Raw genomic sequence first — 14,143 nt, 5'->3', positions numbered from 1 at the left:
CCGCTCCATGGGTTGATCCCCCGTATGCGTTGGGGGTTTGCCCCCGTATTGGTGCTACGGCCCGGGGGCGTCAGCCCGCCGGGATGGAGCCGCGCTTCAGCCCGGTGATGAACGCCGACCAGGCGTCGGTCTCGAAGAAGAGGGTGGGGCCGTGGGGGTTCTTGCTGTCGCGGACCGGGATGCGTCTGCCTCCGGCCAGGAGCGCGATTTCCAGGCAAGCCGACTGCCCGTTGCTGTGACTGGACTTGAACCACTCTCTGCCCGACCCGTTATCTATGCCCATAAGTTCCTGCCACTTCAGAGATCAGATGACGTGAATCCTGCTCGGTGAGCGCCGTGGCCCAGATGTTCTTGAACGCCGCGTCGTAGCGTGCGACCTCGCCGGGCTTGTCCAGGTACAGGTCTCCCGTGTACCCGTCTGCGTAGACGGTGGGAGGTTCCGACTCGCTGCCGTCCCCGTTGACCGGGAACCGCAGGATGCCGAACGGTCCTGACATGACGCCGAGGTGCAGTCCCGCACTGAACGGGATCACCTTGATCGTAACGTTGGGCAGCTCACCAACTTCCAACAAGTGTGCGAGTTGCCCCGCCATCACGTTGTTCCCGCCGATCGGTCGTCTCAACACCCCTTCATTGAGCGCTACGGTCAGCGTCGGCGGTTCGCCGGCCCTGGTGAGGAGGACCTGGCGCGCGATGCGGAGGTGGACGCGGCGCTCGATCTCGTTGTCCGCCTCGTCGGCGTTGTCGGCTCGGATGATGGTGCGCGCGTACGCCTCGGTCTGCAACAGGCCTGGAACCAACTCGCTCTCGTACCACCAGACCCGCGATGCCGCCTCTTCGAGCCCGATGAAAAGGTCGAACCCCTCTGGGATCACGTCGCCGTACGCATGCCACCAGCCACGGGCCTTGGTCTCCTTGGCAAGGCCCATGAGCGCCTTGGTCAGGCCGGCGGGTGCGCCGTAGACCTTGCACATGGTCTCGACGTCGTGGCTGCGCAGTGAAGTCTGGCCTGTCTCGATGCGCCACATCTTCGCCTCGGACCACTCGAGTTGGCGCGCAGCTGCCCGGACTGTGAGTCGCGATTGATTGCGCAGGTCGCGCAGGTGTCGCCCAAGTTGCCTGCGCGGCACGGTGGATCCCGTCATGCCCTCGATCATGGAGTGCCCCTCCGGCCTTCGATATGAAGTACTCCCGGCCCGCGAAATGAAAGCATCGGTGCGCTCGGCTCGCAATGAATGTCAGTCTTTCGAGTTATTAACTCGGGGCATTCAAAATGAAGTCTTGCAGAGTCGCGGCGGGGGGCTGCATGCTGGAGCAGCCCTAGGCAAGTCCCTTGCCATGGAAGGCGGGATGCGGCCGGGGCTTGGGCGTTCTATGCCCTCGCAAAGGCGACAGACCCCGGCGGCCGCGCACACGGCCCCGGGGCATGGCCAACCTGAGGAAAGCAGGCTGACATGACAAACCTTATCGCCCACTGGTTCGGATGGGTGCGGGCGCCGTTCGCACTGAGACTCCAACGTAACTACCGGCCCCCGTGCCCGAGGCCCGAGGGCACCGCTCATCGCAGCGAAACGCCGCGCGGGCCGGCGTCTGCGGTCGTCGTGAGGATGTCCGCGCACGGCATCGACATCGTCACCCGCCCGCAGGTGGCTGCCCGGTGAGCCCGCACGATCAGCCGCCGCTCCCCGCTATCGGGGCACTGGTGCTGGACGCCAGGCGGGATCGGGTCGGTGAGGTGATGGACGTCATCTGCGGGCGGGTGTTACTGCGGGACCCCGCCGGTGGTCGGGAGTGGGAGGCCCTCCCGTGCGACCTCCGCCCGGCGACCACCGGTGACGCGCTGCGCGCACGCGTGGCCGACGCCAATGATCAGGCCGCGCGGAGTCGGCTGTGAACGAGGAGGCCGTTGCGACGGCGCCCGTGAAGGTGGACCGTCGATGTGAAGGCTGCTGGGACATTAAGCGGCATCGCGCCCGCGCGCTGGCGGCCGGGGACATGCAGGAAGCCGCGGCGCTGACCACCGCCATGGGGGTACATCTGCGCGTGGCGCACGAGTACCCGTGATCACCTGAGCAGTCGGGCGCGGCTCGACCGAGCCGCGCCCGACACCCTCAGTCGTCCTGCTGCGCCTTCTCGGCGGCGGCCTCTTCGCGGATGCGGGCATAGATCGAGTCCAGCCCGGCCTGGTATTCGGCCTCCTGCTCGGGAGTGGCCTCGTCCGGGTAGTCCACGCCGTACTTGGCGCAGAATTCGTAGAACCATTCCGATGACAGCCGGTGCCGCTTGGCCACCAGAGGGTGCACCGGCTCCGACGGCTCCAGCTTGCCGGGCTCGCGCTCCGTCATAGCAGCTTCCTACCTTCCCAACGCTGACCCACGAGTACACGCTTCCCGAAGGGGTTCTCCCGGCCGCTCCCACGCCCGATGTTCGCGATCTCTCGCGGGGTGGGGTAGTCGGGGCTTCCGAACGGGTTGTTACGCGCGCGGTTCACAATGTCCTGTGCGGCCGCGAGCTCCTCCGGGGAGAGGTCCCACTCGGGATCCTTCATCTTTACATTGATGCGGTTGAAGATCTTCTTTGCGGACTTCTCCTGCACCCAGTCGTAGTCTCGCCGCGCCCAGGTGTAGGCGCCGTTCTCCTTGGCCGCCGTGAGCTGGATTTCCGAGACACCGGACTTCCGGTACCAGTTCTCCAGGCCCCTGCTGATGGCCGAGCCGACGCCCTTTCCGCGATAGGCGGGGTCGTCGATTTTCATGATGTTGTGCTTGACGGCCAGCGTACCGTCTTCCTTGCGGATGAAGTCGCGGTCCATACGGCCCACCGGATTCCCCGCCTGGTCGACTATCTGTGCGCTCCAGCCCAGTTGGTTGTCCATCGGGAATACGCCGTCGACCTTGATGCGCAGGCCCGCGTAGTCGCCGTCGAGGGCCTTCTGCAGCCCTTCCTGGACCTGCTCCGGGGTGAGGTCCTTGCCCGAGCCGGGGACGAAGTCACCGACAGGCTGACGGTCCGGACCCGGGGTGCGCGACGGCGGGGTGGTGCCGTCGGCATGGTGGGCGCCACCGTTGCCGGAGTCGTGCGCGCCACCGGTCTTCGGGTCGTGCGCGCCATCGCCGTCATGGGAGTTGCCGGAGGGCGTGTCGTGATCGCCGCCGTGGCCGCCGGTGCCTTCGTGGCCGTGGGGAGCCGACGGGGAGTCGCCGTGACCCCCGGTGCCGTGGCCTCCGGTGCCGTGACCCCCGGTGCCCTGCCCCCCGGTCTGGTGGCCACCCGTGCCGGAGCCCGGCACGTCGTGGCCGCCGCCACCGGTGTGCGGCGTGGTGTGGCCACCACCGCCACCACCCGTGCCCGGAGTTCCGTGACTCGCGGAGGGACCGGGCCCGGCGGAGCCGCCGGGGGAGCGGCCGCCCGGGACGTCGCGCGCCGCGCCGCCCGCGACGTTGTCGCCGGTGCGTCCGGCCGAGGCCGTGACGTCGCCGCCCGCACGGGCACTCGCGCTGACCAGTTCCTTCTCCGGCTCGGGGACATGGGGCCGCTCGGCCTCGGCGGCGCGTTCCGCGGCCGAGCCTTCCTTCGGGACCTTTTCGGCGGGCTGCTTGACCTTGCCGGTCTCGTCGAAGAGTTCGCCGGTCTTCGGGTTCAGGTAGACCGGCCGGCCCTTGTTGTCGACGAAGGGGGCCGCGTCGTCGGGCAGGCCGGCGGGGCGTTCCGGCAGCTTGGCGGCCGCGGCCTCGTCGGCCAGCTTGAACGTCTCACCCGCGATGCGCAGCGAGGCACCGGGGTTCAGGCTCTTCAGGTTCGCCATGAGGTCGCCGACCTTGACGAAGGCGAACTTTCCGGCCTTGCCGACATAGGTGATCGGGTCGACGATGCGGCTCACCTTGCCGGCCACGGAGATCGCCTTCGCGGCGGCACCGCCCTTCGCGGCAGCCCCGCCGCCGCCGGTGAAGACGGTGGTCAGGACGTTGAAGGTGACGCCGCCGGCCGCGCGGGCGGGGTTCTTGCCCCACTGGTCGTAGGCGATGAGCGCCTTGCCGGTCTCCTTCACCGCCGTACGGGAATCCCGCAGCCAGCTCGGCAGCTTGTCCTCGGGAGCCATCCAGTACGCGGCGGCGAGGGGGGTGGACGAGATGGCCAGGCCGGTGGCCAGCTTGGCCAGGCCCGTCCACGCCTGGCCCGCGGCGTCCCAGCCGTCGGTGCCGACCAGGGTGCCGAGGCCCTTGATCGTGCCCCAGATGCCGTCGACGATGAAGCCGTCCCAGACGAAGCTCTTGATCTGGTGGCCCAGCCACGCGATGCCGGTGTACTCGCGCTCGGCCATCTTGCCCCAGGGCGTCTCCTCGGCGTGGTCGAGGTCGCTGGCCTTGTAGCCGTACATGTTCGGCTGGTGGGAGCCGTCATCCGGGATGAGCGCGGTGCCCTTCACCAGGGCGACGATCTTGTCGTGGCAGGCGCGTTCGGCGGCGTGGAAGGCGGCGACGGTGGCGTTGACGCTGTGCCAGAGGTTGTTGTTGCGGTCGACCTTCTTCTGGTCCTTGCGCCAGTCGTCGTCGCCCTCGACGCTCTCGACGAACGCGAAGGCGTCGTCCTTGAGGCTCTTGAGCTTGTCCTTCAGGGGGCGTACTTCGCCGGCGTAGGCGTTCAGCGCCGCGGAGACCTTTTCGAGGTCGTCCGCGAAGCCGTCGGACTTGGTCGCGACGGGTTGGGTGGTGGCGAACAGCTTGTCCGCCTCGGGTGCCTTGTAGCAGGCGGAGAGTCCCTGGAACTGGGTGTGCACGGCGGCGCCGGAGTCCCGGAAGAGCTTGGCGTTGGTGGCCAGGGACTTGGACTCGGTGTCCAGGGTCTCCAGATCGCCCGTGAACTGCGGTATGCCCGAGGGAACGATGAGGTCTTGGTCGCTCACTTCTTCCCCTGCCCCGGCATGTCGATCTTGGGCTCCTTGAGCGCCTCGTTGTGCGCGTCCGCCGCCATCTTGAGGTCGCCCTTCACGTACTCCTCGGTGGCCGTCTTCGCCCCGGTCAGCGAGTTGGCGGTGCGCACTGCCACGTAGGCGACGTCCTTGCCCCACGCGTTGGCGAATTCGGCCAGCGCCCCCGAGACCGGCCCGCTCGGCGCCTCACCGCAGTACATCCCGCTGATCGTGCCCGCCGCCGTCGCGGCGGCCGGCAGTGACTTCTGCACCGCCTGACCCGCCTTCGACAGCCCCTCGGCAGCCGTACCGCACTTGGTGAGCACGCCCCCCACCGCGGACGGGTTGATGTCCCAAGCCGTCACGAAAGCCCCCTTCCCCCGTTGCCGACGTATCAGCGGCCGACGCGATCCGGCCGACTGTCACGTCGTAGCTAGCACTCCTGTTTATCGAAGATGCGTTTGAGAATCAAAGGATATGCAGGTCAGGAGCGATAAGTGTCACCGGCTTGTGCCAGAACCGGGACTGCATCATTGCGAACTGACGGGCCGGAAGTAGTTCCTGCCGGCTCCCGGGGCTGAGTGTCCCCGGACCGTCCGTCGGGTCCTGGGGCCTGGCCCAGCGGTCGGCGAGCGCTCGCGCATTCGGGCGGATTCCGCGTCGGATCGCGCGGGGACGGCCGCCAGAAGGGCGCTTTTCGTCACCTCATGGGGTGTTATGTGGGCCTAAGTATGGCTTGGGACCTTGAGGGAGGCACTCCATGCGTGGAGGCACGCGCGCCAAGTGGGCCGTTTGTGCGACGGCGGTCGCGCTCGTGGTGTCGGGATGCGGCGGGGGTGGCGGTGGCGGGGCCGGTGTGGTGCGGGCCTCCTGGGGGGATCCACAGAATCCGCTGGAGCCGGCGAACACCAATGAGGTGCAGGGCGGCAAGGTCCTGACCATGATCTTCCGGGGACTCAAGGAGTACGACCCCAAGACCGGCGCCGCCCAGGACGTGCTCGCCGAGAAGATCGACACGTCGGACCAGCAGAATTTCACCATCACCCTCAAGGACGGCTGGACCTTCTCCAACGGCGAGAAGGTGACCGCCAAGTCCTTCGTCGACGCATGGAATTACGGGGCCTTCGTCGACAACAAGCAGAACAACGCCCCCTTCTTCGCCACCATCGAGGGTTACGACGAGGTCCACCCGGACAGCGGCTCGCCCAAGGCCAAGACCATGTCCGGACTGGTGGTCAAGGACGACCGCACCTTCACCGTCAAGCTCACCCAGAAGTTCTCCACCTGGCCGCAGACCCTCGGCTACCAGGCCTTCTCCCCGCTGCCCCGGGCGTTCTTCGACGACCACGACAACTGGCTGAAGAAGCCGATCGGCAACGGCCCGTACATGGTGGATTCGTACGCCAAGGGGTCCGCCCTCAACCTCAAGAAGTGGGAGGGCTACCCGGGCGACGACAAGGCGCAGAACGAGGGCGTCGAACTGCGCGTCTACACCGACAACAACACCGCCTACACCGACCTCCAGGCGGGCAACCTCGACCTCGTCGACGACGTCCCGGCCGCCCAGCTCAAGAACGTCAAGAACGACCTCGGCGACCGGTACATCAACCAGCCCGCCGGCATCATCCAGACCGTCGTCTTCCCGATGTACGACGCGAAGTGGTCCAAGGCCGGGATGGACAAGGTCCGCAAGGGCATCTCCATGGCGATCAACCGCCAGGAGATCACCGAGCAGATCTACCAGAAGACCCGCACCCCGGCGACGGACTGGACCTCGCCCGTCCTGAAGGCCGAGGGCGGCTACAAGGAGGGGCTGTGCGGTGACGCCTGCACCTTCGACGCTGCGCAGGCCAAGAAGCTGATCCAGGAGGGCGGCGGACTGCCCGGCGGGCAGGTGACCATCACCTCCAACGTCGACACCGGCTCGCACCGGGTGTGGATGGACGCCGTCTGCAACAGCATCAACAACGCCCTCGGCATGGACAAGGCGTGCGTCGTCAACCCCGTCGGCACCTTCGCGGACTTCCGCAACCAGATCTCCCAGCACCGGATGACCGGGATGTTCCGCTCCGGCTGGCAGATGGACTACCCGCTGATCCAGAACTTCCTCCAGCCGCTCTACTACTCGAACGCCTCCTCCAACTACGGGAAGTTCAGCGACCCGGACTTCGACAAGCTCGTCGACGAGGCCAACGCCGAGAGCGACCAGAGCAAGGCGGTCGGGAAGTTCCAGGACGCGGAGAAGATCCTCGCCGAGCAGATGCCGGCCATCCCGCTCTGGTACCAGAACGGCAGCGCCGGCTACTCCACGAACCTCTCCGACGTGATGCTCAATTCGTTCAGCGTGCCCGTCTACGACCGGATCAAGGTCGGCTGACCGTACCCGGAAGCCCCTTCCGACGACCGAACCCCCGGAGCCCCCATGGGACGGTATGTGATCCGGCGGCTGCTCCAGATGATCCCGGTGTTCATCGGCAGCACGTTCCTGATCTTCTTCATGGTCTACGCCCTCGGCGACCCCATCGCCGCCCTCTTCGGCGACAAGGCCCCCGACCCCGCGACCGCCGCGCGGATCCGCAAGGACCTCTACCTCGACGAGCCGCTGTGGAAGCAATACCTGCACTACATGAGGCAGATCCTCACCGGTGACTTCGGCACCGCCTTCAACGGCCAGCAGGTCACCGAGCTGATGAAGAGCGCCTTCCCGGTGACCTTGCGGCTGACCATCGTCGCGCTGCTCTTCGAGATCCTCGTCGGGATCACCCTCGGCGTCCTCAGCGGGCTGCGGCGCGGGCGCTCGGTGGACACCTCCGTCCTGCTGCTCACCCTGATCGTCGTCTCCATCCCCACCTTCGTCAGCGGCTATGTGCTGCAGTACCTGCTGGGCGTGAAATGGGGGTGGGTCTCCCCGTCCGTCTCCCCGGCCGCGCCGTTCGACGAGCTGATCCTGCCGGGCCTGGTGCTCGCCCTCACCTCGCTCGCGTACGTCACCCGCCTGACGCGCACGTCCATCGCCGAGAACTCCCGCGCCGACTACGTCCGTACGGCCGTGGCCAAGGGGCTGTCCCGGCGCCGGGTGGTGACCCGGCACCTGCTGCGCAACTCGCTGATCCCCGTCGTCACCTTCATCGGCACCGACATCGGCGCGCTGATGGGCGGCGCCATCGTCACCGAGCGGATCTTCAACATCCACGGCGTCGGCTACCAGCTCTACCAGGGCATCCTGCGGCAGAACTCGCCGACCGTCGTCGGCTTCGTGACCGTCCTGGTCATCGTCTTCCTGCTGGCGAACCTGCTCGTCGACCTCCTCTACGCCGTGCTCGACCCGAGGATCCGCTATGCCTGACCCCTTCGACCCGAAGCTCGATCCCCAAGCCACCATCACCCCCGGCGACGGCGGCGCGTCGACCCTCGCCACCAGCGAGGGCGAGTCGCTGGAGAAGGAGCCGCCCCCCGGCGGCGCCGACGGCAAGCCCCGCAGCCTGTGGTCCGACGCCTGGCACGACCTACGGCGCAACCCCGTCTTCCTCGTCTCCGGGCTGGTCATCCTCTTCCTCGTGCTGATCGCGATCCGGCCCGGCCTCATCGCGAGCGGCAACCCCCTGAGCTGCAACCTGGCCAAGGCGGGCCAGGGCTCCCAGCCCGGCCACCCCTTCGGCTTCGACACCCAGGGCTGCGACGTCTACACCCGCACGGTCTACGGCGCGCGCGCCTCGATCGCCGTCGGCGTCTGCGCCACGACCGGGGCGGCGCTGCTCGGCAGTGTGCTGGGCGGGCTGGCCGGGTTCTTCGGGAGCTGGTGGGACGGGATGCTGTCCCGGGTCGCCGACATCTTCTTCGGCATCCCGATCATCCTCGGCGGGCTGGTCTTCCTCTCCGTGGTCACCAGCGGCTCGGTGTGGCCGGTGGTCGGCTTCATCGTGCTGCTGGGCTGGCCGCAGATCTCCCGGATCGCGCGCGGCTCGGTGGTCACGGCCAAGCAGCACGACTACGTCCAGGCGGCGCGGGCGCTCGGGGCCGGCAGCGGGCGGATGCTGCTGCGGCACATCGCGCCCAACGCGGTGGCGCCGGTCATCGTCGTGGCGACCATCGCGCTGGGGACGTACATCGCCCTGGAGGCGACGCTGTCGTTCCTGGGCGTCGGCCTCAAACCCCCCACCGTTTCCTGGGGGATCGACATCTCCAACGCCTCCACCCAGATCCGCAACGCCCCGCACATGCTGCTGTGGCCGGCGGGTGCGCTGAGCGTCACGGTGCTCGCGTTCATCATGCTCGGCGACGCGGTGCGCGACGCCCTCGACCCCAAGTTGCGCTGAGGCCCGGCGGGATGGAGCGACGGATGGATCAGCAGCAGACGAAGAACCTGCTGGACGTGCGCGATCTGCGGGTGGAGTTCCGCACCCGGGACGGGGTGGCCAAGGCGGTCAACGGCGTGACGTACAGCGTGGCGGCGGGCGAGACGCTGGCCGTGCTCGGTGAGTCGGGGTCGGGCAAGTCGGTGACCGCCCAGGCGGTGATGGGGATCCTCGACTCGCCGCCGGGGTTCGTCACCGGCGGCGAGGTGCTCTTCCGGGGCGAGGACCTGCTGACGATGGGAGCCGAGTCCCGGCGCAGACTCCGCGGCGCGAAGATCGCGATGATCTTCCAGGACGCGCTGTCGTCCCTGAACCCCGTGATGACCGTGGGCGCGCAGCTCGCCGAGATGTACGTGGTGCACCAGGGGATGACCCGCAAGGACGCCCGCGCGCGGGCCGCGCAGCTGATGGACCGGGTGCGGATCCCGGCGGCGCAGGAGCGGCTGCGGGACTATCCGCACCAGTTCTCGGGCGGTATGCGCCAGCGCATCATGATCGCGATGGCGCTGGCCCTGGAGCCGGACCTGATCATCGCGGACGAGCCGACGACGGCCCTGGACGTGACGGTGCAGGCGCAGGTCATGGATCTGCTCGCGGAGCTCCAGCGCGAGTACAACATGGGTCTGATCCTCATCACCCACGACCTGGGCGTGGTCGCGGACGTCGCCGACCGCATCGCGGTGATGTACGCGGGCCGGATCGTCGAGACCGCACCCGTCCACGAGCTGTACGCGGCGCCCGCGCACCCGTACACCCGTGGCCTGCTGGACTCCATCCCGCGCCTGGACCAGAAGGGCCGCGCGCTCTACGCGATCAAGGGCCTGCCGCCCAGCCTGACCGACATCCCGCCCGGCTGCCCGTTCAATCCGCGCTGTCCCCGCGCCCAGGACATCTGCCGTACGGACCGGCCGCCGCTGTTCACCGTGGCCCCGGGCCGGGCCAGCGCCTGTCACTTCTGGAAGGACACCCTCGATGAGAGCTGAAGGCGAGGAGATTCTGGAGGTACGGGACCTCGTCAAGCACTACCCGCTGACCCGGGGGATCGTCTTCCGTAAGCAGGTGGGCGCGGTCCGGGCGGTCGACGGGGTCTCCTTCGAGCTGCGGCGGGGCGAGACGCTGGGCATCGTGGGGGAGTCCGGCTGCGGCAAGTCGACGGTCGCGAAGATGCTGGTCAACCTGGAGCGGCCGACGGCCGGGCGGATCCTGTACAAGGGCGAGGACATCGCCGATCTGTCGGGCAAGGCGCTGAAGGCCGTGCGTCGCAACATCCAGATGGTCTTCCAGGACCCGTACACCTCGCTCAACCCCCGGATGACGGTCGGGGACATCGTCGGGGAGCCCTACGCGATCCACCCCGAGGTGGCGCCGAAGGGCGACCGGCGGCGGAAGGTCCAGGACCTGCTGGACGTGGTGGGGCTCAACCCGGAGTACATCAACCGGTACCCGCACCAGTTCTCCGGCGGTCAGCGTCAGCGCATCGGCATCGCGCGCGGCCTCGCGCTCAACCCGGAGATCATCATCTGCGACGAGCCCGTCTCGGCGCTGGACGTGTCGGTGCAGGCGCAGGTGGTCAATCTGCTGGAGAGGCTCCAGGACGAGTTCGAGCTGTCCTACGTCTTCATCGCGCACGACCTGTCCGTGGTGCGGCACATCTCCGACCGGGTCGCGGTGATGTACCTCGGGCGGCTCGCCGAGATCGGCACGGAAGCCCAGATCTACCAGCACCCGACGCACCCCTACACCCAGGCGCTGCTGTCCGCCGTGCCCATGCCGGACCCGGCGGCGCGGGCGCGGCGGGAGCGGATCCTGCTGTCGGGGGACGTGCCCTCGCCGGCGCATCCGCCGTCGGGCTGCCGCTTCCGCACCCGCTGCTGGAAGGCGCAGGAACGGTGCGTGGTGGAGGTGCCGGAGCTGGCGGTGCCGGAGTGGTTCCGGAAGGAGGGCGGCCCGCCCGCGCACCCGTCGGCCTGTCACTTCGCGGAGGAGCGCCGGGTCGTGCCGCCGGAGGGCACCGAGGACCCGGACGACACCTGATCACCAGGCGCGCGGCACGACCTCCACGCCCATCGGCTGGAGGGCGAGGGCCGGGCGGGGGGTGATGCGCTCGGGGCGGATCAGCTCCAGCCGGTAGCGGCGCCAGATGTCGGCGACGATGTGCACGGTCTCGGTGGTCGCGACGGCGGCGCCGATACAGACCCGGGGGCCGAGGCCGAAGGGGAAGTACGAGCCGCGCGGTACGGCCTTGGGCCCGTTGCCGAGCCAGCGCTCGGGGCGGAACTCCTCGGCGTCCTCCCAGTAGCGGGGGTCGCGGTGGTTGACCCACTGGCTGACGGTGACCGTGGTGCCGGCCGGTATGAGGTAGCCGCCGAACTCCATGTCCTCGGTGGCGTCGCGGCTGGTGAGCCAGACCGGCGAGTACAGCCGCAGGGCCTCGCGGACCACGGCGTTCGTGTACGACAGGGCCTCCATCCGCGCGAGCCCGGCCGGGGTGCCGGCGAAGGCCGCCTCGGCCTCGGCCCGGACCCGCTCGGCGGCCTCGGGGTGCTGGGCGAGCAGCACGCTCGCCCAGACGACGGAGTCGTTGGTCGTCTCGAAGCCGGCCATGATCAATGTGGCGAGCTCGTCGCGGAGTTCGTCGCGTGAGGGGGCCGGGTCGCCGTGCACGAGGGCGTGCAGCACGGGGGCGCGCTGCGGATCCGCGGCGGCGGGCGAGGCGGCGAGGGCGTGCAGGGTGCGGTCGACGCGGCGCATCGAGCGGCGGATGCGGAGCTTGCGGAGGGTGGGCACCCACTCGGGCAGCAGCACCGGTGAGGTGGAGAGGTCCATGATGGGCGCGACCAGCCGGGCCACCTCGGCGGTGTCCGCGTCGCTGAACTCGTCGCCGAACATCAGCGAGGTGACCAGCCGCAGGGTCAGGACGGACACGTCGTCCTGGAGGTCGCGGGCCTGGCCGGGCCGCCAGGGGGCGAGCATCCGCTCGCCCTGCGCGTCGACGATCTCGGCGGCCTTCGTGGCCAGGGACCGGCCGAACGCGGGCTGCATCCGGTGCCGTTTGGCGTGCCACTCGGCGCCGTCGCTGTTCATGGTCGAGCGGGGAAAACCCTGCCGTCGCGAGCCGCGCCGGGTGTCGGCGCTGGCCTTGGAGAATTTCGCATTCCGGTCGACGAGCATTTTCTCGACGTCACCGGGGGAGGTCAGCAGCACATTGTTCGCGCCGAGCCGCACCACGTCGCCGTAATTCCGGGAGCAAGCGGTCAGAAAGCCGAGCGGGTCGGTGCTGAACGCGTGCAGATTGCCCAGGTACTTGTCCCCGGACGGGCCGGGAAGATCGGTGCGCGGGCGGGCGGCGGCGGTCACGGATGCCTCGCAGGGGTTCGTACGGGCAGGGGTTCATGCAGTTGAACGGGGGCCGGAATGCCGCGGAATGCGGACTGAACGCGTCCGGGAGGCGGCAACGCGGGGGCGGGGGAACGACGGTGGCCGCGGCATCGCTGCCGCGGCCACCGGGTGCGTCACCGTGCCGGTTTAGTAGTACGAGTACGGCAGGGTGAGTCGGTCCTTGCGAGTCAGCCGGGCGAAAAGCGCACCGGTCAGGATCATCTTGCGCATGGCAAACACCTCCTTCTCGTCAGGTCCGCCCGCGGTGTGATTACCGCGTCGCGTGGAATTGACAGTAGGCATGTGCCCCTGCAATCACAAGAGTTGACAGAATTTACTGTGCATGGTTCGGCGGCTGGGATTCCGTATGCCCCTCCGCCGCGCGCAGGGCCGGATCGAGAATGACCTCGGTCGTCCGCTCCACCGTGGGCGGCTCCGGAAAGTGGCACGCGGACAGATGGCCCGGCCCGCTGCCCTCGGCGCGCAGCAGGGGCGGTTCCTCGGTGGCGCACTCCTCCCGCGCCTTCCAGCACCGCGTACGGAACCGGCAGCCGGACGGCGGCCGGATCGGGGACGGCACGTCGCCCGCGAGCCGGATCCGCTCACGGCTCGCCCGCGCGGAGCCGTCACCTCCGGCCGGGGTGTCCATCAGGTCCGCGGCCTCGGGCACGGCGGAGAGCAGGGCGTGGGTGTAGGGATGGCGCGGACGGCGGTAGATGTCGTCCCGGTCGCCGACCTCGACGATCTTCCCGAGGTACATCACGGCGACACGCTGCGAGAAGTGCCGTACGACGGCCAGGTCGTGCGCGATGAAGACGAACGCGATGCCCAACTCGCGCTGCACGTCCCGGAGCAGATTGACGACCTGGGCCTGGATGGAGACGTCGAGCGCGGAGACCGGCTCGTCGGCGACGATCAGCTTGGGTTCGAGGGCGAGCGCGCGGGCGACGCCGATGCGCTGGCGCTGGCCGCCGGAGAACTCGTGCGGAAAGCGGTTGTAGTGCTCGGGGCTCAGCCCCACGGTCTCCAGCAGCTCGCGCACCCGCGCCTCCCGGCCGCCCGGCGGGTCGATGCCGTTGATCTCCATCGGTCCGGAGACGATCTTCCCCACGGTGTGCCGCGGGTTGAGCGAGGCGTACGGATCCTGGAAGATCATCTGGATCTCGGCGCGGAACGGCGCCAACTCCCTGCGCCCCGCGTGCGTGATGTCCCGTCCCCGGTAGACGATCCGCCCGGCGGTCGGCTCCAGCAGCCGGGTCAGCAGCCGCCCGGTGGTGGACTTGCCGCAGCCGGACTCGCCCACCAGCCCGAAGCTCTCCCCGGCCCGTACGGTCAGATCGAGGCCGTCCACGGCCTGCACGGCCCCGATCCGCCGCTTCACCGGGAAGCCGCCCGTGATCGGAAAGTGCTTGGTCAGCCCCTCGGCGACGAGCAGGGGCTCGCCCCGGGCCCCGTCCGGGGCCGCCTCGCGCGGCGCGGGCAGCGAAACCTTGTCGCTCAT

The 14,143-nt window shown here is 69.0% G+C and carries 15 protein-coding genes; 7 read left to right on the top strand and 8 right to left on the bottom strand.

Annotated elements, in window-relative coordinates; genetic code table 11:
- Window positions 1-70: 70 nt before the first annotated feature.
- Together FHS38_RS10125 and FHS38_RS10120 are read right to left on the bottom strand one after the other, a co-directional pair.
- Window positions 71-283 carry a DUF397 domain-containing protein gene (locus tag FHS38_RS10125; RefSeq protein ID WP_184733002.1) on the bottom strand — a complete coding sequence of 71 codons (213 nt, stop codon included), beginning with the start codon at window positions 281-283 and terminating at the stop codon, window positions 71-73.
- Entirely contained in the window at window positions 270-1,157 is an 888-nt protein-coding gene (locus tag FHS38_RS10120; protein ID WP_184733000.1) for a helix-turn-helix domain-containing protein, read from the bottom strand. The genes FHS38_RS10125 and FHS38_RS10120 overlap by 14 nt, the downstream gene beginning before the upstream one ends.
- A gap of 500 nt (window positions 1,158-1,657) precedes the next feature.
- On the opposite strand from FHS38_RS10120, the gene FHS38_RS10115 reads away from it, so the two are divergent.
- A complete protein-coding gene (locus tag FHS38_RS10115) occupies window positions 1,658-1,894 on the top strand; it encodes an H/ACA ribonucleoprotein complex subunit GAR1/NAF1 (protein WP_184732998.1) in 237 nt (78 codons plus the stop codon).
- The gene (locus FHS38_RS10110) at window positions 1,891-2,064 is read left to right on the top strand and encodes a hypothetical protein (protein WP_184732996.1); all 174 of its coding nucleotides are present in this window, start codon (window positions 1,891-1,893) and stop codon (window positions 2,062-2,064) included. Before FHS38_RS10115 ends, FHS38_RS10110 begins: the two co-directional genes overlap by 4 nt.
- A 47-nt stretch (window positions 2,065-2,111) precedes the next feature.
- On the opposite strand, the gene FHS38_RS10105 is transcribed toward FHS38_RS10110, so the two are convergent.
- Genes FHS38_RS10105 through FHS38_RS10095 form a run of 3 tightly spaced genes read right to left on the bottom strand, consistent with a single transcriptional unit; the run spans window position 2,112 to window position 5,274 of the window.
- Window positions 2,112-2,345, bottom strand: coding sequence for a hypothetical protein (locus FHS38_RS10105; RefSeq protein ID WP_184732994.1), 234 nt, complete (start codon window positions 2,343-2,345; stop codon window positions 2,112-2,114).
- The gene (locus tag FHS38_RS10100; protein WP_184732992.1) at window positions 2,342-4,903 is read right to left on the bottom strand and encodes a GNAT family N-acetyltransferase; all 2,562 of its coding nucleotides are present in this window, start codon (window positions 4,901-4,903) and stop codon (window positions 2,342-2,344) included. The genes FHS38_RS10105 and FHS38_RS10100 overlap by 4 nt, the downstream gene beginning before the upstream one ends.
- On the bottom strand, window positions 4,900-5,274 hold the full coding sequence (locus tag FHS38_RS10095) for a DUF6507 family protein (protein ID WP_184732989.1): 375 nt from the start codon (window positions 5,272-5,274) through the stop codon (window positions 4,900-4,902). Before FHS38_RS10095 ends, FHS38_RS10100 begins: the two co-directional genes overlap by 4 nt.
- A gap of 395 nt (window positions 5,275-5,669) precedes the next feature.
- On the opposite strand from FHS38_RS10095, the gene FHS38_RS10090 reads away from it, so the two are divergent.
- From FHS38_RS10090 to FHS38_RS10070, 5 genes are read left to right on the top strand one after another with little or no spacing between them, the layout of a single operon-like run.
- Window positions 5,670-7,286: a peptide ABC transporter substrate-binding protein gene (locus FHS38_RS10090; protein ID WP_184732987.1), complete on the top strand. Its 1,617-nt coding sequence runs from the start codon at window positions 5,670-5,672 to the stop codon at window positions 7,284-7,286.
- A gap of 45 nt (window positions 7,287-7,331) precedes the next feature.
- Entirely contained in the window at window positions 7,332-8,255 is a 924-nt protein-coding gene (locus FHS38_RS10085) for an ABC transporter permease (RefSeq protein ID WP_184732985.1), read from the top strand.
- On the top strand, window positions 8,248-9,225 hold the full coding sequence (locus tag FHS38_RS10080; protein ID WP_184732983.1) for an ABC transporter permease: 978 nt from the start codon (window positions 8,248-8,250) through the stop codon (window positions 9,223-9,225). The genes FHS38_RS10085 and FHS38_RS10080 overlap by 8 nt, the downstream gene beginning before the upstream one ends.
- 23 nt (window positions 9,226-9,248) lie before the next feature.
- Window positions 9,249-10,247, top strand: coding sequence for an ABC transporter ATP-binding protein (locus tag FHS38_RS10075; protein ID WP_184732981.1), 999 nt, complete (start codon window positions 9,249-9,251; stop codon window positions 10,245-10,247).
- The gene (locus tag FHS38_RS10070; protein ID WP_184732979.1) at window positions 10,237-11,298 is read left to right on the top strand and encodes an ABC transporter ATP-binding protein; all 1,062 of its coding nucleotides are present in this window, start codon (window positions 10,237-10,239) and stop codon (window positions 11,296-11,298) included. Before FHS38_RS10075 ends, FHS38_RS10070 begins: the two co-directional genes overlap by 11 nt.
- On the opposite strand, the gene FHS38_RS10065 is transcribed toward FHS38_RS10070, so the two are convergent.
- The 3 genes from FHS38_RS10065 to FHS38_RS10055 all read right to left on the bottom strand — a co-directional run bounded on the left by FHS38_RS10065 (window position 11,299) and on the right by FHS38_RS10055 (window position 14,143).
- A complete protein-coding gene (locus tag FHS38_RS10065) occupies window positions 11,299-12,621 on the bottom strand; it encodes a cytochrome P450 (RefSeq protein WP_184732977.1) in 1,323 nt (440 codons plus the stop codon).
- A 168-nt stretch (window positions 12,622-12,789) separates the two neighbouring features.
- The gene (locus FHS38_RS36310; RefSeq protein ID WP_356450449.1) at window positions 12,790-12,864 is read right to left on the bottom strand and encodes a cittilin family RiPP precursor; all 75 of its coding nucleotides are present in this window, start codon (window positions 12,862-12,864) and stop codon (window positions 12,790-12,792) included.
- A 112-nt stretch (window positions 12,865-12,976) separates the two neighbouring features.
- Window positions 12,977-14,143, bottom strand: a complete 1,167-nt coding sequence (locus FHS38_RS10055; protein WP_184732973.1) for an ABC transporter ATP-binding protein — start codon at window positions 14,141-14,143, stop codon at window positions 12,977-12,979.

This window comes from Streptomyces netropsis, assembly GCF_014203545.1.
Taxonomy (GTDB): Bacteria; Actinomycetota; Actinomycetes; order Streptomycetales; family Streptomycetaceae; genus Streptomyces; species Streptomyces netropsis.
This window is presented reverse-complemented; position numbering and strand designations above follow the sequence as displayed.

Coding starts and splice junctions, on each gene's coding strand:
- FHS38_RS10125 (WP_184733002.1), bottom strand. CDS start 283: ATGGGCATAGATAACGGGTCGGGCAGAGAGTGGTTCAAGTCCAGTCAC.
- FHS38_RS10120 (WP_184733000.1), bottom strand. CDS start 1,157: ATGATCGAGGGCATGACGGGATCCACCGTGCCGCGCAGGCAACTTGGG.
- FHS38_RS10105 (WP_184732994.1), bottom strand. CDS start 2,345: ATGACGGAGCGCGAGCCCGGCAAGCTGGAGCCGTCGGAGCCGGTGCAC.
- FHS38_RS10090 (WP_184732987.1), top strand. CDS start 5,670: ATGCGTGGAGGCACGCGCGCCAAGTGGGCCGTTTGTGCGACGGCGGTC.
- FHS38_RS10085 (WP_184732985.1), top strand. CDS start 7,332: ATGGGACGGTATGTGATCCGGCGGCTGCTCCAGATGATCCCGGTGTTC.
- FHS38_RS10080 (WP_184732983.1), top strand. CDS start 8,248: ATGCCTGACCCCTTCGACCCGAAGCTCGATCCCCAAGCCACCATCACC.
- FHS38_RS10075 (WP_184732981.1), top strand. CDS start 9,249: ATGGATCAGCAGCAGACGAAGAACCTGCTGGACGTGCGCGATCTGCGG.
- FHS38_RS10070 (WP_184732979.1), top strand. CDS start 10,237: ATGAGAGCTGAAGGCGAGGAGATTCTGGAGGTACGGGACCTCGTCAAG.
- FHS38_RS10055 (WP_184732973.1), bottom strand. CDS start 14,143: ATGAGCGACAAGGTTTCGCTGCCCGCGCCGCGCGAGGCGGCCCCGGAC.